Below are 19,481 nucleotides of genomic sequence, written 5' to 3' on the forward strand. Positions count from 1 at the left end.
ACTATACACTTACCGTTTCGACTATGAATAAGCAGGCATTTCTATTTTTTGTTTTTGGGCTGATTATCTTGCTTACCCCTCCTCCGGTTGCCACTGCCCAAACTACCTATTGCAACCCGATCAATATCGATTACGGCTACACACCGATTCCCAATTTCTCGGAGTGGGGGCGCCACCGCGCCACGGCCGATCCGGTAATCGTCAACTATAAGGGTACTTTCTTCCTGTTCAGTACCAACCAATGGGGCTACTGGCATAGTAAGGACATGTCGGACTGGACATTCCATTCGCGACGCTTCCTGCGACCCTGGAACGACGTGTACGACGAACTGTGCGCCCCGGCCGTGGGGATCGTGGGCGATACCATGCTGGTATTCGGCTCGACCTATACCGGCGAATTCACAATCTGGATGAGTACCAATCCCGAAGCGAATGAATGGAAGCCGCTGGTCGAGCGCTTCGCCATCGGCGGCTGGGACCCCGATTTTTTCACCGACACCGACGGTCGTTTCTATATGTACAATGGATCGAGCAACCGCTACCCGCTCTACGGCATCGAGCTCAACCGCCAGACGATGGAACCCATCGGCACCCGCAAGGAAGTGTACCTGCTGGAATCGTGGCGCTACGGCTGGCAGCGCTTCGGTGAGCACATGGACGACACCTTTCTGGATGGGTTCATGGAAGGCGCGCACATGACGAAGCACAATGGCAAGTACTATTTGCAGTACGGTGCGCCCGGCACCGAGTCGAGCGGCTATGCCGACGGCGTGGCGGTGGGCGATTCGCCGCTCGGTTTTTTCAAGAATCAGAGCGACCCGCTGAGCATGAAACTGGGCGGCTTCGCGCGCGGCGCGGGACACGGAGCTACCTTTCAGGACAATGACCAGAACTACTGGCATGTGTCGACTATTACTATTAACCGGAAGAATAATTTTGAACGGCGGCTGGGTATCTGGCCTGCGGGTTTTGACAAAGATGATGTCATGTACAGTAATACTGCCTACGGAGACTACCCGCACTACTTGCCTTACAAAAATAAGCCCGGCGAATTCACGGGTTGGATGCTGCTGAATTTTAACAAGCCGGTGCGGGCGTCGTCGTCGCTGGGTGGATACCAGCCTAATCTGGCGGTGGATGAGGACATCAAGACCTATTGGAGTGCCAAAACCGGCAACAAAGGGGAGTGGTTTGAATCTGACTTAGGAGAACTGTCGACCTTGAATGCCGTGCAAATCAACTACGCCGACCAGGATGCCACCTCGTTGGGAAAAGTGACGGATCAGTACCATCAGTATATTCTTTATCACTCCAAAGATGGCAAAAAGTGGGAGGTACTTATGGATAAATCGGCCAACAAAACGGATGTACCCCACGACTACGTCGAACTCGCCAGGCCCGTTTCGACCCGGTACCTCAAACTGGAAAACGTGCACATGCCGCAGGGGAAATTTGCGTTGAGTGGTTTTCGGGTATTTGGCAAGGGAGCCGGGCCGAAGCCCGAAGCGGTAAAGCAGTTCATGGTACTTCGCACCGAGAAAGACAAGCGCAGCGCCTGGATTCGCTGGTCGCCCGTGGGCGGGGCACAAGGCTACACCATTCACTACGGTACCCATCCCGAAAAGCTTTACAACAACATTATGGTGCTGACCCACAATGAGTACTGGTTCAAGGCGATGGACTCCAAAGCTACCTATTACTATACCATCGAGGCACTTAATGAAAACGGGATTTCCGAGCGGTTTCCGACGCTGAAAGTGGAGTAGGGGCGAAGAGCGAGGTTCTTTGTTTTATTAGGGAGCTTTTGCTGAAAAAACAGATAAACATTAACCCGAATTTTTCAACATCCTCCACTTCTGGGGATGGCATAAATTACGTTGTCCGAAACGGATAAATTGAAGACTTTATCTTCGATAGCAGGAAATATCAGTTGCCAGGTTTTTCCCTGGTCTGAGGATCTGAAAATGCCGGTTGGGTGACCACAAAAGAGGTCTTCACCCACCTGAACAATGGAGGCAATGGAAAGGCTTGCGGGTAAGCCGGCATCAATGGGCTGCCAGGTTTTGCCGCCGTCGTAGGAGGTGCGCACCCGTCTGGTCTCCGACTCGGTATTGTACGTGATCGCCGCGAATCCACCTTTAATGCGTTCAACGGTGATGCCTACTCCGCCCTCACTAATCACCAAATCCCAGGTTTCACCCGCATCGGTCGACCGGATAATTCCCTTTTGGTTGGTAGCCAGAAGTACCCCGTCGGCTTCTGCCAATCTCCCGGTCTTGGCAGAACCAATGCTGTTAAATATGCCCGAGAAAAACTCTCTTTGCCAGTAGGGAGCCGTGGAATTGGGCTGACTGCGGTAGATCTCGTTTCCGGTACGTATATATAGCTCACGATCTTTTTCAACGAAACCATCTCTTTGAATACCTTCTTCCCGCAAGTTTGCAGGCAGCCCTGCGCTGATGTCCTGCCAGGTCTGTCCGCCATCGGTAGATTTAAAAATGAGGTTTGCAGCTACGGCCTCTTCGCTTTTTTGTTTTGACTGACTATGCGCGAGAGGGGATGACTGGGTCAATTCTAACCCCGTATCTAGGGCAAATGCGAATTGTAGAAGGAGCAAAAAGGCAAGGTTATTCATGACTAAAATGGGTTTGGTGATACAATGCTGTAAAGCTATCGAGCATCAGCTATTCCGAAGCTTTTCAATTGTAAAAGGATGTAAACGTTATGTAAAACGTTGCAAAACCACCGAAAAATTTACCAATTCGCCTTGAGGCATGAAGTAAGAATTATTGCTAATTTGGAACAAGCCTTATCAAGAGGACAGAGGCTAATAGCTTGCGGACTAAGGTTAGCGGCTTTGCGTCCCTGTTTTATGCCAAATCACTGAGAACTAGTCCGAGCATAGTAACGTCATCTGGAATATCGATTTCAACGTAGTGCCGATCCGGCGGTAAATCCTCAATGGATTAGATTACTAACGCTTTATTTCTGCATAGGAACCATCAATTCTGCCGATCCGAACAGCACGGCGAATTGCTTGCACCAGATCAGCACTTGCTTGCGGTCATTGACTTTGGCATCGTCAGGAAGTGTCAGGAAGAAGTTTCCGGTGTTTTTTAACTCAGCCAGCTGGATGAAGTTTCTGGCCTGGGTATCTTCGGCCAGGTAGATTCGTAAATCCGGCCCAGGGTCGGTGGTAAAACTGTTGAATACCAACGTGTATTTTCCGTCCTTTTGATAAAGCTTGGCCGTCCCCGACGTGGGATGAACGCCGTTTTTAAAAGTACCCTGCGACACCAGTGTCTGGGTGGACGGGTCGAAAGTCGCACCTCCGCCCGTGGTGCTACCTCCCGGCGTTGCGTTTAGGTTGTCGGCGGGTACCAGTTCCTTGTCTTTGGGTGAGCAGGAAAAGACTACGGCAATGGCCAATATCAGGGCGATGTTTTTCAGGAAGGTATTCATGTTCGTTTATCTGATTGGGTTGGGTACTTTATATACGGGACTACCTTGCCATGGGGTTGCGTGGGGCTTTCCATTCAGCCGGGACACACTGCGAAGGGTAGTTTGGGCTTGAACTTATCTTTCGTCAGCGAAGAGAGGTCGCTCCGTGTCTCCCTGACCCTTGTATTACAATAAACCTATAATCCTCTTCTTGTTAATGAAGCAACGTTTTATTGCCCTTCTGTGCTTGTGCAGCCTTTTCTCCGGCCAGCCTGCCGCCGCCCAGACAATCTCCGGTGAGCAGAAGATCTGGCACAAAATATCAATTGACTTTGAAGGCCCGCTGAGTTCAGAAACAGCCCTGCCCAACCCTTTCAGTTATTATCGCCTCGATGTCACGTTTGCCCACGAGAGTGGCTCGCCCGTGTTGGTGGTGCCGGGGTATTTTGCAGCAGACGGCCAGGCGGCCAACTCATCGGCTACCAGCGGGAACGTTTGGCGGGTGCATTTTGCCCCGTCCAAAATGGGCCGATGGAACTATACCGTTTCTTTCAGGGGGGGCGAAAATGCTGCCGTGGGTGGTGCGGGGCAACCGGCGGGCTACATGGATGGCAAAAAAGGCAGTATCAGTGTGGCAAACACCGATAAGGCTTTGCCTGACAACCGCGCCAGGGGACGCCTGGAATACAACGGTACCCGGTATCTGAAATACGCCGGGACGGGGGAAAACTTCATCAAAGTCGGAGCCGACTCTCCCGAAAATATGCTCCATTATGTGGACTTCGACGGTACCCTCGATGGATACGGTAAACTGGGGAAAGAATACCTGCAGTTGATGAAAACCTGGGAACCTCACGCTCAGGATGCCGATAAGGAAGTAAGTGAGTATACCTGGAAAAACGGCAAGGGTAAAAATATTATGGGGGCGATCAACTACCTGGCCGCCAAAGGACAAAACGCCTTTTCGTTCCTTACGTTCTCGGTCGATGGCGATGACGGCTGCATTTATCCTCATATCGTCAGGAACGACTCCCTGTTCATTAAATCTTCTCAGGAGTCTAAATCCTGGGAAAAAGCCGTGCACCACGACCGCTTCGATTGCTCCAAACTCGATCAGTGGGAACGGGTGCTCGACTACGCCGAAACCAAGGGCATGTTCCTGCACTTCAAAACGTTCGAGAACGAAGGCGTGGCCCTGATGGGACAGCATGAATTATCCAACGACCGAAAACTATATTACCGCGAACTGATTGCCCGTTTCGGACATCACCTGGCCCTGAACTGGAATCTGAGCGAAGAAACGAAAGTGGACGTGGCGGCGATCCGGGAAACGGCCTCTTACATCCGGTCGACTGATCCTTACAGGAATCATGTGGTGCAGCACACATTTCCGCTGGGACACGGAAAAAAAGGCGCCCCGGAACAACCTTCGTTCGACTACTACTACCTGAATCTGGTAGGCTTCCAGTCAGAGCTGACCGGTGCGTCGCTGCAGTTGCAGAAGGATGACGTCCACGAACAGGTGAAACGCTGGGTCGAGCTTTCGGCGCAAAGCGGCAAGCCGTGGGTGATATGCAACGACGAGCAGGGCAACGCCTCCACGGGTGTAACGGTGGACGCCGATAGCCCGCTTTTCAAAAACAAACTACCCGATAATCTGGACGAAATCCGCCACAAGGTGCTGTGGGCTACGCTCATGGCAGGGGGCGCGGGCGTTGAATACTACTACGGCTACCAGGCCGAAACCAACGACCTCAATGCCCAGGACCACCGGACGCGGGCGCACAAGTATGAGCAGGCCAAAATTGCCCGTGACTTTTTCGAACAGTACATACCCTTCGCAGATATGAAATCGCTGGACGAAGCCACGGCCAATCCCGACGATTACGTTTTCGGCAAAGAGGGAGCTGTGTATGCGGTGTATATGCCCAAAGGCGGCGGGCTGGCGATCGACATTCCCGCCGGAAAGTGGGCTGTTCAGTGGTACAACCCTCGTGAAGGCGGCAACCTGTCTGCCAAAAAAGCATTCTCAAAACCTGCCAACGCGCCCGATGCTAAGGATTGGGTGGCTTTGATCACCAAAAATTAATCCTGTCCTATGAACAACACCCTGGCAATAATTTTTCTGGCGCTGGTGATTCAGAGCTGTTCCGGAAAAATCCCAACGGAATCTAACGGGCAGATCGAAGTGGAGGCTGAGAACTTCTCCGCCCAAACCCAGGACGACCTGCGAAAGTGGGTCATTGTCAGAGACCGGCACGCGGCCACTGCCAGCGGGGGAGCTTACGTTGAATGCCTGCCCGATACCCGCGTCACGCACGACGACAAACTTATTGCCGGCGAAAATTTTTCGAACGTGGCGGGCCAAATGGCGGTACTTTCCTATCCGGTGAATGTCCAAACTACCGGACGCTATTACGTGTGGGTGCGGGCCTATTCTACCGGCTCGGAAGATAACGGCATCCATGTCGGGCTGGACGGGCAATGGCCCGAATCGGGGCAGCGGATGCAATGGTGTGAAGGGAAAAATGCGTGGACCTGGGAAAGCAAGCAACGCACCGAGAAAGTACACTGCGGCGAGCCTTACCTGATTTATCTGGATATCGATACGCCGGGCCGCCATCTCATTCAGTTTTCGATGCGCGAGGATGGCTTTGAGTTCGATAAGTTTTTGCTGACGAGGGACAAGAACTTCAAGGCATTCTCCGCTACCGCCTGGCAGGATTTGTTTGACGGCAAAACCTTTGACGGCTGGACAAAGTACCTGGGACGCCCGCAGACAACATCAGCGGTGCCGGGCATGGCGAAGGATGCCAACGGTAGATACACCGGGAATCTGGGAGTTGACAACGATCCGCTGAATGTCTATTCCATCGTCCGGGAAGATGGTCAGCCCGCCATTCGGGTCAGCGGCGAGGTATTCGGAACTCTACTTTTCAACCAAAATTTTGAGAACTACCACGTCAGGGTAGATTTCAAATGGGGAGAGAAAAAATGGCCGCCCCGCGAAGATCAACCCCGCGACGCCGGGCTGCTCTACCACGGGTCAGGTGAGCAGGGAAGCGTGGAAAACAACTGGCACCTCTCTCAGGAATGCCAGATTCAGGAAGGTGATGCGGGCGACTACTGGCCCGTCGGCAACGTGACGATCGACATTCCGGCAATCAAGACGGACACAAGCGAATTCTGGGCCTACCGCCCTAAGGCACCGCTCCGGACCAATTTTTTCTCCCGTGAAATGTCGGAAAGAAGGATTCTGAAGTACCCCGACAATGAAAAACCGCATGGCCAGTGGAACACAGCCGAGGTAATCACCTGGGGTGATAGCAGCGTTCATATCATCAACGGGAAAGTGGTGATGCGGCTCTATAATTCCCGGAAAATTGTTGACGGAAAAAGCGTGCCCCTGCGGAGCGGGAAAATCGCCCTTCAATCGGAAGGCGCGGAGCTGTTTTACCGCAATGTGCAGGTCAGGCAGGTCACCGCCCTGCCACAGGAACTCCACCTAGATTAGGGCTACTCCGCCCGGTAGCTTCCATGCTTCCAAGATCCAGGGCTTTGTCTTGTGAACTCCCGCGTATTGGACCCGGCAGCATCGGCCATTCCTCAATCGGCTGGACCTTCTGATCTGCCGTCGTCTGACTTTCCATTCCTGGTTTAGCCCGACTTCAAAAGTCCTGGTCGCTACCCGGTCGGGGTAGGTATCGGGACCCGGTTGGTGGTGGCAACAGACAAGAAATCTGACTACAATTTGCGAATTCCCGACGATTCGGATTTTAAAAAATGGTAGTTTTGAAAAAGAGGGCCAGAACAAAAATGCCCGGAAAAGCATTGGGAACTGACCCCACGGTCATGATTGATCGCTCTGTTCCTGGTCTGTTTCAATCCCGATTTATGAAAAATATACACCTTCTTGTTTTCATCCTCGTCGCCCAGTGTGCCCTGGCTCAGACCCGCCAGCTATGCGTTTCGGTGGACGACCTGCCCACAGTGGCTTACGGAGCAGATAATCACGAAGAAATCACCCGAAAACTGATTGCCAGCTTCCAGAAGTACCGTATCCCCGCCATCGGTTTTGTGAACGAAAGCAAACTGTACGAAGGTGGCGAGCTGCGCGCAAAAGAGGTGGCGCTGCTGCGACAGTGGCTGGCGGGAGGCTACGAACTCGGAAACCATACTTTCGGGCATAACAGCTACCATCAGGTCATTTTCAGCGATTTTACGGCCGATGTCCTGAAAGGCGCCGTGGTTACCCCGCCGCTGAGCAAAGCCGCGGGCTTGCCGTGGCGCTATTTCCGGCACCCCTATCTCCATATCGGTAAAACCCAGTCTGCCTACGACTCTCTGGCTGTTTTCCTGACAAAAACCGGCTACACCGAGGCCCCGGTGACGATCGATAACACCGATTACCTTTTTGCCAAAGTCTACGCAATGGCGCACCGGAAAAACGACAGTGCGCTCATGCAACGCATCGGGACCGATTATGTGGAATACATGGAAGCTAAAATCCACTTTTACGAGGAGGCCAGCCGGAAACTCTTTGACCGGGAAATTCCGCAGGTCCTGCTCATCCACGCCAGTCTGCTCAATGCCGATTACCTCGACGACCTGGCCGAAATGTATCAGCGGAATGGCTATGCTTTCGTGACGCTTTCCACCGCCTTGCAGGATACCGCTTACCGCGAAAAGATTACTAAATTTGGCAATTATGGTATTTCGTGGATTGACCGCTGGGCTCTCAGCCGGGGCGTATCGTTTGATTTCCTGGCCAACGATCCGCCTACGCCCACGTATATCGAAGAAGCAGCGAAGTAGTAGTTTCCTTTTTACCTGACCAATAACCAGCCTTTAATTTTCATGAAAAAGCTCAATCTATTCCTGATCATCGCTTTCCTTCTCATCGGGAGCGGCCCGCTTGTTGCTCAAAGCAACACCGACCTGACTGGCCCCTGGGTACTTGACGTAAAAACAGATATGGGAAGTGGTACACCCACATTTGACCTGAAGCAGGATGCTGAAGGAAAAATCACGGGAACCTATGAGGGGCAACTCGGCGAAACTGAACTCAAAGGATCGATCAAAGACGAAACTTTTCACATCGAGTTTTCGGTACAGGGAAATCTGGTGCAATATGACGGGAAAGTCGACAACGGAGTCATAAGCGGAAAGGTGGAGATTGGCACGGCGGCCACCGGAACATTCACCGGCAAACGAAAAGAGCAGTAAGAACAACGGGTTTGATAAAACAAAGTCATGAAAGACATAGTCTATTATGTTGCCAGCTCACTCGACGGGTTCATTTCCGGTCCGGATGACGACATCAGCGGATTTGTGCCGGAAGGGAGCGGTGTGCAGCAGTACCTTAAAGATCTGGCAACTTTTGAATCGGTTATCATGGGCCGTAAAACCTACGAGTTTGGCTACGCGTATGGCCTGAAACCCGGCCGGCTCGCCTATCCGCACATGGAGCACTTTATCTTCTCCGACCATCTGACATTTGACGAACCAGACCCCAGGCTGCACGTGAAGCCTCTTCAGCTCGATGAAATTGAGAAAATCCGGGAAGAAGCAAAAACGGATGTGTACCTCTGCGGTGGCGGACAGTTTGCGGGCTGGTTGCTGGACAACCAAAAAATTGACGTGCTGAAGATTAAGCTGAACCCCTTAATTCTGGGGAAAGGTGTCAGGCTCTTCGGCGATTCAGAACAAAATCTTAAAACGGAATTGGTCGACAGCAAAACCTACGAAGGAGGTTTGCAGATCATCACTTATAGGATTCTATACTAAGCCCTGAAAACTATCTCACACATATTTTCAATTATCCACTCTCCATCACCCATTACATAAATGCCCCGAATTAAAGTAGCCACCGCCGTTCTGAATCAAACGCCGATGGCGTGGGAACACAATACCAAGAACATCATCGATGCGATCGAGGATGCCCGCCGCCAGCAGGTGAGCCTGCTCTGCCTGCCTGAACTTTGCATTACGGGGTATGGCTGCGAGGATTATTTCTTTGCCTACGATCTGGAAGAACAGGCCAAGAAATGCCTGTTGGAAATCGTTGCCCATACCGAAGATATGATCGTGGGCCTTGGCCTACCGCTGCGGCACAACAACCGGCTCTACGACGTGGCCTGCCTGGTTGCCAACAAACGAATTCTGGGGTTTTACTGCAAGCAGAATCTGGCCAACAACGGCATCCATTACGAAGCCCGCTGGTTTCACAAATGGCCGGCGGGCATTGTGGAACGAACGACCATCGACCACATGGACTACCCGATTGGCGACGTGATTTTTGATGTTTCGGGTGTCCGCATCGCTTTCGAGATTTGTGAAGATGCCTGGGTGGCGCACCGGCCGGGGCGCCGGCATTACGAGCGCGGCGTGGACATCATGCTCAATCCCAGCGCCAGCCATTTCGGATTCTCCAAATTCGTGACCCGGGAGCGTTTTGTCATCGATGCCTCGCGGTCGTTTGGATGCAGCTATATATACACCAACATGGTGGGCAACGAGGCCGGGCGGGCCATTTATGATGGCGATGCCATGATCGCCTCCAACGGCGAATTCCTGCAATCGAGTAATCGGTTCAGCTACGAGGATTTTCTGCTCACGACGGCGGTCATCGACACCGAGTACACCCGGCTCAGCCAGGTACAGAATATTGCCGATCTGCCCAAGGATAAATTTTGGAGAGTCCCTGCCACTTTCAACTACCCGGACATCGAACCCGTACCGCATCAAGTGGCCGCTCTGGAAGCCTTCGAAGGCGGCGGGGCTTTGAAAGAGGAGGAGTTTGCCCGCGCGGTCTGCCTGGCCCTCTTCGACTACCTGCGCAAGAGCCGCTCGCAGGGTTTTACGGTATCGCTGTCAGGCGGAGCCGATTCGGCGGCCTGCGTAGCGCTATGCGGGCTGATGATCCGGTTGGCGGAGGAAAGTATCGGGCTAGATCGGTTTAAGCAAAAACTAGGGCACATCGAGAAAATTCAGCAGTGTGGCACCGTCGAAGAAATCGCCAGAGAGCTCATTCACACGATTTATCAGGGAACCGAAAACAGCTCGGAAGCTACCCTCGACTCGGCGCGTTCGCTGGCCGAATCCATTGGCGCTACTTTTCACAACATTAACATCAACGGCCTAGTTGGAACCTATACGGGCCTGATCGAAGAACAGATTGGTCGCGAACTGACCTGGGCGAAAGACGACATCGCGTTGCAAAACATTCAGGCACGGGTACGCGCACCGGGCGTGTGGCTGCTCACCAACCTCACGAATCACCTCTTGCTTTCGACTTCCAATCGTTCGGAGGTGGCCGTGGGCTATGCCACTATGGATGGCGATACGGCGGGCAGCATCAGCCCGATTGCGGGCATCGACAAGTTCTATTTGCGAAAATGGCTGGTTTGGCTCGAAACCGTGGGATGCCACGTGCAGGGCAAACACATCAAAATCGAAGGTTTGCATAAAGTGAACCGACTGCAACCGACCGCTGAACTACGTCCCGCCGACCGCAAGCAGACTGACGAAGACGACCTCATGCCGTACGAGTTTCTGGACGCGCTGGAAGAAAGCGCCATTCGTGATAAAAAGCCGCCCGTGGAATGCTACCGCATTGCATTGGTGGTATTCAAAGACCGCTACACCCCCGCCCGGATGCTGGTCTGGACCGAGCGCTTTTTTAAGCTATGGAGCCGCAACCAGTGGAAGCGCGAGCGCTACGCGCCCTCTTTTCACCTCGACGACCTCAACCTCGATCCCCGCACCTGGTGCCGTTTCCCGATTCTGTCGGGTGGTTTCGAGCGGGAACTTCAGGAACTGCGTGACTATGCAGCGGCGGAAAAAGGTGTAAGCAAAAGCCGGAGAATTGGCTTTTGACCCATAACGTATATAGATGCCAGAAAAAAATTATACAACCTGGGGAAACTTTGCTCCAGAAGAAAAAAAGGGTTTGCGTCTAACTAAGAAGTTGGAGCCATGCCGGGTTAAACAGATTTACCGATAGAAAAAGCAGTTTTTGCCCGGAAGGCAAATTTTCCCCGCCGTGCTTCCTCACTATGATTGAAGCTGGCAGGTAGTAAGGTATAAAAATTTAGGGTTTCAGGTTCATAATCGAATACTATTCAGCGATTATAAATCTGGAACCTTAGCTTTTTTTGATGAAACACCTTCTATGTATTTGCCTGTTTTTTTGCTCAATATTAACCCTCAATGCCCAGGTTCTTTACGTCAATGAGGTCATGGCCTCCAACGGGAATACCATCGTTGATGAATTGGGAGAACATGAAGATTGGGTGGAAATCTACAATCCCGGATCCAGCAGCGTAGACATTGGTGGGTATTACGTTTCCGACAAGCTCGATAACCTCACCAAGTACCGGCTGCCCGCAGGTGACCCCGCGACAGTTATTCCGGCAAATGGCTTCCTCATCCTTTGGGCAAGCGATGAACCTTCCAGGGGTACTTTGCATCTTCCTTTTAAGCTGTCGGCCGGTGGGGAGGCTTTTGCCATCACGGCCCCGGACGGCAACACGCTTATCAATTCGCTTAGTTTTGACGAGCAGCAGACGGACATTTCCTACGGCCGGTATCCCGATGGTGCGGCCAATCTCTTTTTCTTTTCCGGGTCTACCCCCGGTGCCTCAAACAATACCGCTGCTCCCTACAATGAGGTACTGGCTGCGCCCGATTTCTCGGTGGCAGCGGGTTTCTACACCTCCGACGTTCAGCTCTCGATTGAAACGGATGCGCAGGACGCCACAATTTACTACACACTGGATGGCTCCGACCCATCGCCTGATCACGTGGGTGGAACTACCTACCAATACAAAAACAAGTATGAAGAAAATCCGGGAGATATTCCGGGTGAACTACTGGCCCAATCGTTCGAATCGTATGTATACGAAAGTACCATCAGCTTGTCGGATCGCGCTGCTGACCCCAACAAAATTTCGGAGATATCAACTACCTATGACAATGTCCCTGACTACTTCCCGGCGGCATCCCTCAATAAAGCCAATGTCGTTCGTGCCATTGTAGCCAAACCGGGGGCGCTGTCCAGCGAGATAGTCACGAAATCCTATTTCATCAATTCGCAGGGACGCTCGCGCTATACATTACCCGTAGTGTCCCTGGCAGTACAGGAGAACAAACTGTTTGACTATAATGACGGTATCTCCGTAGCCGGAGTAGCTTTTGACAACTGGCGAGCCGCCAATCCCAGTCAGGCTCCGATCGGTTTTGTAGATGCCAACTATTTGCGCCGGGGACGTGAAACCGAGATGGAAGGCAACTTCGAATACTATGACAGTGGCAATGAGCCTGGCCTGAACCAAAGGGTTGGTGTTCGTATCCATGGCGGGGCTTCGCGCGCGTATCCCCGCAAGGGGCTGCGGCTTTACGCCCGAAGTGAGTATGGGGAGTCGGAGTTCGAATACCCCTTTTTTCCTGAAAAACCCCGTGATTACTACAAGCGACTATTGCTGCGCAGTTCTGGCAGTGACTGGGATTTCTCCCTTTTTCGAGATGCCGTGGCGCAGCGGGTAGTTAGCCACCTGCCCTTCGACACGCAGGCCAGTCAGCCGTCTGTCCTGTTCCTGAATGGTGAGTATTGGGGGCTGCACAATTTGAGGGAGCGCCTCGATAAACATTATTTGGAAACTACCTACGGTGTGAATGCCGACAGCGTGGATATCCTGGAAAACAGACAGGAGGTGCAGGAAGGCGACAATGCCAGGTTCCTGGCACTTCTCGATTACCTGAATGCGAATTCACTGACTGATAGCGCGAATTTTGCCTATGTAGAGACGCAAATAGACCCGAAAAACTTTACTGATTATCAGATTGCCGAGATCCATAGCGGCAACAACGACTGGGTTGACAACAATATAGAATACTGGCGTAAACAGACCAGCCAGTACGAACCCAATGCGCCTTACGGTCACGATGGACGGTGGCGTTGGTTTATGTATGACCTCGACGAAGGCTACCGATTGTACAACAACGGAGTCGCCATTAATATCCTCGACCGGGCCACCAGTACCGAAAATGGCTATGAGAGCCAGACCCGGCTTCTGCGTAAAATGCTGGAAAATACCGATTACAGAAACTACTTCATCAACCGTTTTGCCGATCTGCTGAATACTACCTTCAAACCCAGCCGGATTGAGCGTTTTGTCAATGAGTACAAGGCTGAAATTGATCCGGAAATTGACGAACATATTGCGCGGTGGAACCATCCCGGCAGTAGGGCTGAGTGGGAAAGCAACGTGGCGGAAACCATCACTTTTGCCCAGGAGCGGCCAGCCTACGTTCGTAGCCACATCAGGGAAAAATTCGGGCTGCCTGCTCAGCACGACCTTACCCTTGGCGTATCGGATGTGATGAGCGGATATGTGCGCGTCAACACCGTAGACCTGGTGCCCGCCACCCCCGGCGTCGAGGAGAGTACTTACCCCTGGACCGGTATTTATTTTCAGGATGTCCCCATAACGCTGACGGCTCACTCAAAGTCGGGCCACACTTTTTCCTATTGGCAGGAAGGCGGGACGACGATTTCTACCGATTCCACATTGGTTTTACCGTCGCTTACCGAAGCCCGGACAATCACGGCAATTTTCGACGGGCAGTCAGACTGTCGGGGTGATTGCCGTAGTCTTAGCTCCGGCAACTGGAACGAGGCCAGTCGCTGGTCGTGCGGCCATGTACCGCTGGCATGCGAAGCCGTTGTCATTTCGGAAGGCCATACCATTGCGCTGCCAACGGGAATTGCAAAGGCGAAATCAGTGGAAATCGAAAACGGCGCGTTGCTGGATATGGGTGACGATGCCTCGTTGCAACTAGGCAATTAACCAAGAAGAAAGCACCCTGCGCACACACTTACTTTTTTCTGAAATTTTTGATTTTGTGAAACGTCAGAAAATTGGCGTCATGGTATCGGTACGCCCCGTCCAGTCCGTCATCGAAGGCGGTTCTTGATAAAAACAAAATGTCTTTACCCGAAAACAGCCAGTCAACGTACTGAAAGCCGTGGTAGGTCACATCAGGGTGCGACAAAAGTATCTTGTGAAAATTCCAGGTTTTCAAATCCGGGGAACTGAACAACGCCAGCGTATTTCTGATGCTCGCCGGATTTTTTTCCTGGTTTGCTGCTTTCACTTCTTCGGGAATATCATTGCTGAGCGTCCAATAGAGTTTTGATTTCGGATCGTAGCGGATGGTGAATTTCTTACTGCCGCCCGGAAAAGGCCGGAAATCAGCATCGCGGTCGAAAGTAGCGGTTTTCCCGTCGGAGCTGATCCGCACGAAGGCTGCTTTTTCCTCCATCGTACTACGATCATCGACGCGCAGGACATCCCACATTGCGCCGTCCGGCCCCAGCACAGCATTTCCTTCCAGCCAGCCGTTGAAGTTTCCGTCGAGGTAAGTCGAATCGTACCGCATGATGTTGGATGAGGTCCAGTTGGCGGCCACCATCGGGTCGGCGTCCAGCGGAATGGACATCATGAACGCGCTGTACCGCTTGCCCCACACTTTGGGCGGCCCGTGGGCGTCTTCCATCGCCCGCCAAAGGCGGCCGTCGTGAACCAGGAAAGGCACGGGAGCGCAATGGTATTCTCCGGCTTTCAGCAACCCGTTTTTCTCGTCAGTCGGGTTGGTCCAGGTACTTCCTCCATCGGTAGAATGGCGAATGATGGTATTGCCGTGGTGACGGTTGGTGCCAAAGAGGTATAAACTACCCTGATGCACCAGCAACTTTGACCAGAACTGTCCGTCGATCTCGCTGACTTGCCGCCAGGTTTTTCCCTTGTCCGTCGAGCGGTAAATCCGCGACACCGCCGAGGTGTGCTCCGTGGAATTGGGGCCGAAGAAGTCGTGCGATGCCACGTAATCGCCATTGGGTAAAACTGCCAGACTAGGCGAACCGATGTACTGCTTAGAGGAAGCCGGCTGGTGCGCCACAACGCTTCCCGGCGGAAGACTAAGGTTGGGTTGCTGAGCAAGCAAAGGATTGAGCGCTGCCTGAATCATCAGTATGACCAATAGCATCGTTTGGGTCACTTGCTTGCGGTGGATCGAAGACCGGCTCTTTTTCATGAAAGTACTTGGAGTGACCTCTTCGGAAGAGGGTGATGATTGATGTTTCATTTCTGCGTTTGGAACGCCTGGAAAGGGGGCTTTGCAACAATGGTGCAGGTGGGCAACAGTAGCATAAGTTCTTGTTTTTGAATTTGTAACGCTAGTGATTGTGATTGGCACAGTAGAGGTAGTGACGAAAAAGCGTAAAGGGTAGGTTTACTCCCGAGACTGACTCCCGGCCCATAGCTTACCTATTGACTCCTGAACGGATATAGTTTTTTCTGGAACGAGTACCATCCTTTATCCTCAAAAAGCACCAAAATGAAAACTTTACTCGTATCATTTGTGATCGTCAGCCCGTTCGCCACCTCATTGGCACAATCAATTCCCACTTCCTCCAACCTTCCCATTGTCATTGTTAGGACCAATGGACAGTCCATCATGGATGAACCTAAGGTAATGGCCGACATGGGAATCATTTACAATGGAGCCGGGGTGAGGAACCGCATCACTGACCCCCTCAACCATTACAATGGGAAAGTTGGGATCGAGTTCCGGGGAAATACGTCGCAGAATGCGGCCAAGAAATCCTTCGGATTCGAAACCAGGAATGCCGACAGTTCTAATTACAATGTATCGCTGTTGGGAATGCCCGAGGAAAACGATTGGGTACTGTTCAATTCTTATGACGACGAGACATACATGCGCGACGTGATGACGCATTCCTTAGTGAGGAAGACCGGCCGCTACTCCACGCGAACTGCATTCGTTGAACTTTTTATTACGTCTGACGACTCACTTGAATACGAGGATTACCGCGGGATTTATGTCCTGATGGAAAGGATAAAGCAGGATAAAAACCGGGTTGATATTTCTAAGCTGGAATACAAAGACAGTATCGGAAATGCCCTGACGGGCGGCTATATCGTGAAAATCGATCACCACGTGGGCAATCCCGGTCCGGTTTGGGAGTCACAGTACCCCAACGAGTGCGGCGATTTCCGGACCGATTTTGAACTGCATGAACCCAAGGATGAGGATGTCCACCCTGCGCATCTGACTTATATTCAGAACTATATTCATCAGTTCGAGACGGCTCTACTTAGCCCCAATTTTGCCGATCCGGATCTGGGATACCAAAAGTACGCCGATGTGGCCAGTTTCGTCGATTATTTCCTTTTTTCGGAAGTCGTCCGTTCGGCGGACGCTTATAGCCACAGCACTTATCTATACAAAAATCGGGATAGCAAAGGCGGGAAGCTGGTAATGGGACCGCTGTGGGATTACAATTCTTCCACCGGCAACACACCCTACAACTTCTGCGCTGCCAACGACACCACAGGCTGGCAGTACCAAAGCCAGCGGCTCTGCCGGGTGGACCGCAAGCAGCCATTCTGGTGGAAGCGCTTGCTCGATGATCCGGCATTTGTGGCCCAGGTACAAGCAAGGTGGAATATCCTGCGCTCCGACATTCTGAAAACATCCAATGTCGTGGCAATGATCGACCAGAATAGGGCTATCGTCGCCGAGGCCCAGCCCCGTGATTATGAGCGGTGGAATGTGGTGGGTGAGCGAGGTGCTTTCCCCGCCGAAATAGATTATCTGAAAGAATGGCTGACCAAACGGATGAGATGGATGGATCGCAATATTCCGCAGTTAGGGAATTATATCCGTGTCTCCAGTGCAACACCGCCTCCCATCACTTGTGAAAGTCCGGTCCAGCTTTCCACCTATACGGGTAAGCAACTGACTTACCAGTGGAACCTGAACGGCAGCCCTGTCCCGGGTGCCGTCAATAACTCCATCATGGCGCATGAACCGGGTAGTTATACAGTGAATGTAACATTGGCGAACGATTGCTACACCGAAACGCTCACGACCAATCCCCTCAACCGGATCGTGAAGAGCTTGCAAAATGGAGACTGGAATCAAACTACCACCTGGTCGTGTCAGACCGTACCCACTTCGCTGGATACAGTCATCATTCAGTCGGGCCATGTCGTTGATATTCCTCAGTCTTTTCAGGCATCCGCCGCAAGCGTCAGTCTGGAAATGGCAGCCCGGATCAACCAGCAACTTAACGGTAGCCTGCTACTGGGAAATTAGTGCCAGGTTTGGCCGATTGCACAAGCGCAATCCAGCCTGGAAGCCAATCCAGCCGTACGCACTGCCCTCACCGTTGCTGTCCGTGCTCACAAGGACCGACGTAAAATTATTCTCGTTTCCTTTCAGCAATCCAGTGTAAGGAGAAAAAAGCAGATTAAGCGATGGGCCCACCGTCAGTGCGAGTCGGGGGCTGATTTTCCGTTCCAGGTTCAGCGACAGCCGGGTATGTACGGCGTAAGGAGCTTTCAGGAATTTTTTCTCCAAAGCTACCCGACTGGCCACAAAATTCAGGTCAAGCATCCATTTTCGGGCGTCGCCTCTGTTTCGGCTACCCAGGTAACGGGCTGTGCCAATCCCGTAACCGATGCTGCCGAAAGGTTTATCGGGCATAAAAGCGTTGGTACCCAGCGTAAGGATATTATAAAATTTTCTTACCCCGGTTTTGAAGGTGATGTTACCGTAATTCAGTTCGTCCGTCGTGAGTTCCAGCCGTCGGTAGCCATTGATTCTGACGTAGCTAAAATATCCAAACGGCACCGTAGCCGACGAGTCGGCGTAGTTGACAAAGCCTATCTGGTGGCCGCTGCGCACCCGGTTGGCGACATTCAGAGCTCCAAAAAGCTGCCAACCTTCAAGTACCCCTCCGGCCACGTTGATGCTCCCCAGCTGGACACCCTGAAAATCACCGGCGGTGATGTTGAGGGCCGTGGCGGTCTGGAAACCGACAAAATCACCAATGACCAGGTTGGCCATGCCTGCCGCCTGGACGCCTTTGACGTCACGTCCCACTACATTGGCCACGCCAGCCGCCTGAAAGCAACAAACATCACCCCTCACCAGATTGAAGCCCAGTCCCGCCTCCGCCATGTCCACGCCCAGCGAATACCCCGCCAGCAGATTGAGCGAAAAGTCGTTTACCACGTTGCCGCTCAACTCGCGGTTGGTACCGATGAAGGGCATGATTGATGCCTGAAACGGACGGTGCAAGGAGTCCTGTATATTGTCGACGTGAATGGCCTGTCGGGTAGTCGAAAGCGCATACACCAGGCCGTCGCGCAGATCTTTCAAACTTTCGGCCAGCGTCGCTTTCTCTTTACGCTGGATGGGAATGATACTGTCCGGGTCGGGAATCGGGGCGACCACCACAACAGGAATTTCGATTTGTGGGCGTGATGAGTCCGTTCTGACGACGATTCTGGGTTCGCGGGGAGCGATGACTTTGATTGTATCGCGCAAAGTAAGCCGTGGCATTTGCGGAACCAGATAGATGGGAAAGTACTCGTTGCTGCGCGAAGCGATGTTCACCGACTTTCCGGCGTACTCTTCCTTACGTACTTCAAGCCGTAAGTTTTCTGTTTGGGCGGGTAGTTTTATCTTATAGTACCCATACTTATTGCTTACGGCAGAGGCCAGTGTCACGGGTTCGTAAATACTGGCGTTGGGTAGTTTCTCGCCAGTCGTTTCGTCGATCACATAACCGTTGAGGTAGAAGGCCTCAGGTAGTTTCTCCGCCACTTCCGGTGCTTTTTGCAGAATAATGTACTTGCGGCGCTCCTTGAAAAGTACCTTGCCATCGAACAGCACATTCAGGATTTCCCGCACGGACTGATTGCTGGCGTTCAGCGATACCCGGCTCCCGACAGGAATGGCGTCGGGACTGTAGGAAAAGCTGAATCCGCCCTTGCCGGCAATCTGACGCAGGACTTCATCCATCCGCTCATTGCTCACGCGGAGGGTGATTTTGGTTTCTAATAAGGAAGAGCCTTGTGCGTGAGCAGCCTGGATAGACAGGCAACAAAGCATCACCAGTAAAATGGACCTTAGAGAGGGGGATTTTTTCAAAACGTCGGGAAAAT

General features: G+C 52.4%; 13 protein-coding genes. 9 read left to right on the forward strand and 4 right to left on the reverse strand.

Annotated elements, in window-relative coordinates; genetic code table 11:
* Positions 1-23: 23 nt before the first annotated feature.
* Positions 24-1,766: a family 43 glycosylhydrolase gene (locus tag IE117_RS07585; RefSeq protein WP_189563689.1), complete on the forward strand. Its 1,743-nt coding sequence runs from the start codon at positions 24-26 to the stop codon at positions 1,764-1,766.
* A gap of 74 nt (positions 1,767-1,840) precedes the next feature.
* On the opposite strand, the gene IE117_RS07590 is transcribed toward IE117_RS07585, so the two are convergent.
* Both IE117_RS07590 and IE117_RS07595 read right to left on the reverse strand, forming a co-directional pair.
* The gene (locus IE117_RS07590) at positions 1,841-2,635 is read right to left on the reverse strand and encodes a sialidase family protein (protein ID WP_189563690.1); all 795 of its coding nucleotides are present in this window, start codon (positions 2,633-2,635) and stop codon (positions 1,841-1,843) included.
* A gap of 347 nt (positions 2,636-2,982) precedes the next feature.
* On the reverse strand, positions 2,983-3,462 hold the full coding sequence (locus IE117_RS07595; protein ID WP_189563691.1) for a DM13 domain-containing protein: 480 nt from the start codon (positions 3,460-3,462) through the stop codon (positions 2,983-2,985).
* A 196-nt stretch (positions 3,463-3,658) separates the two neighbouring features.
* Here IE117_RS07595 and IE117_RS07600 point away from each other — a divergent pair, with 196 nt between their 5' ends.
* The 7 genes from IE117_RS07600 (at position 3,659) to IE117_RS07630 (ending at position 14,291) form a co-directional block, all read left to right on the forward strand.
* Positions 3,659-5,530: a DUF5060 domain-containing protein gene (locus IE117_RS07600; protein WP_189563692.1), complete on the forward strand. Its 1,872-nt coding sequence runs from the start codon at positions 3,659-3,661 to the stop codon at positions 5,528-5,530.
* A 9-nt stretch (positions 5,531-5,539) separates the two neighbouring features.
* Positions 5,540-6,955, forward strand: a complete 1,416-nt coding sequence (locus IE117_RS07605; protein ID WP_189563693.1) for a 3-keto-alpha-glucoside-1,2-lyase-like domain-containing protein — start codon at positions 5,540-5,542, stop codon at positions 6,953-6,955.
* A gap of 380 nt (positions 6,956-7,335) precedes the next feature.
* Positions 7,336-8,256 (forward strand): polysaccharide deacetylase family protein, encoded by a 921-nt coding sequence (locus IE117_RS07610; RefSeq protein ID WP_189563694.1) that lies wholly within the window; start codon positions 7,336-7,338, stop codon positions 8,254-8,256.
* 42 nt (positions 8,257-8,298) lie between these two features.
* Entirely contained in the window at positions 8,299-8,667 is a 369-nt protein-coding gene (locus tag IE117_RS07615; RefSeq protein WP_189563695.1) for a hypothetical protein, read from the forward strand.
* A gap of 27 nt (positions 8,668-8,694) precedes the next feature.
* Positions 8,695-9,228 (forward strand): dihydrofolate reductase family protein, encoded by a 534-nt coding sequence (locus IE117_RS07620; RefSeq protein ID WP_189563696.1) that lies wholly within the window; start codon positions 8,695-8,697, stop codon positions 9,226-9,228.
* 60 nt (positions 9,229-9,288) lie between these two features.
* A complete protein-coding gene (gene nadE / locus IE117_RS07625) occupies positions 9,289-11,319 on the forward strand; it encodes an NAD(+) synthase (protein WP_189563697.1) in 2,031 nt (676 codons plus the stop codon).
* 281 nt (positions 11,320-11,600) lie between these two features.
* Positions 11,601-14,291: a CotH kinase family protein gene (locus tag IE117_RS07630; protein WP_189563698.1), complete on the forward strand. Its 2,691-nt coding sequence runs from the start codon at positions 11,601-11,603 to the stop codon at positions 14,289-14,291.
* Between the two features lie 28 nt (positions 14,292-14,319).
* Here the strand turns inward: IE117_RS07630 and IE117_RS07635 are convergent, their stop codons facing one another.
* Positions 14,320-15,588, reverse strand: a complete 1,269-nt coding sequence (locus IE117_RS07635) for a sialidase family protein (RefSeq protein WP_229580489.1) — start codon at positions 15,586-15,588, stop codon at positions 14,320-14,322.
* A gap of 252 nt (positions 15,589-15,840) precedes the next feature.
* Between IE117_RS07635 and IE117_RS07640 the strand changes: the two genes are divergently transcribed.
* The gene (locus IE117_RS07640; protein ID WP_189563699.1) at positions 15,841-17,625 is read left to right on the forward strand and encodes a CotH kinase family protein; all 1,785 of its coding nucleotides are present in this window, start codon (positions 15,841-15,843) and stop codon (positions 17,623-17,625) included.
* Here IE117_RS07640 and IE117_RS07645 read toward each other — a convergent pair.
* Positions 17,611-19,467 carry a carboxypeptidase-like regulatory domain-containing protein gene (locus tag IE117_RS07645; RefSeq protein WP_189563700.1) on the reverse strand — a complete coding sequence of 619 codons (1,857 nt, stop codon included), beginning with the start codon at positions 19,465-19,467 and terminating at the stop codon, positions 17,611-17,613. The two genes, IE117_RS07640 and IE117_RS07645, sit on opposite strands and share 15 nt — an antisense overlap.
* Positions 19,468-19,481: the final 14 nt, after the last annotated feature.

The organism is Persicitalea jodogahamensis, from assembly GCF_014651615.1.
Taxonomy (GTDB): Bacteria; Bacteroidota; Bacteroidia; order Cytophagales; family Spirosomataceae; genus Persicitalea; species Persicitalea jodogahamensis.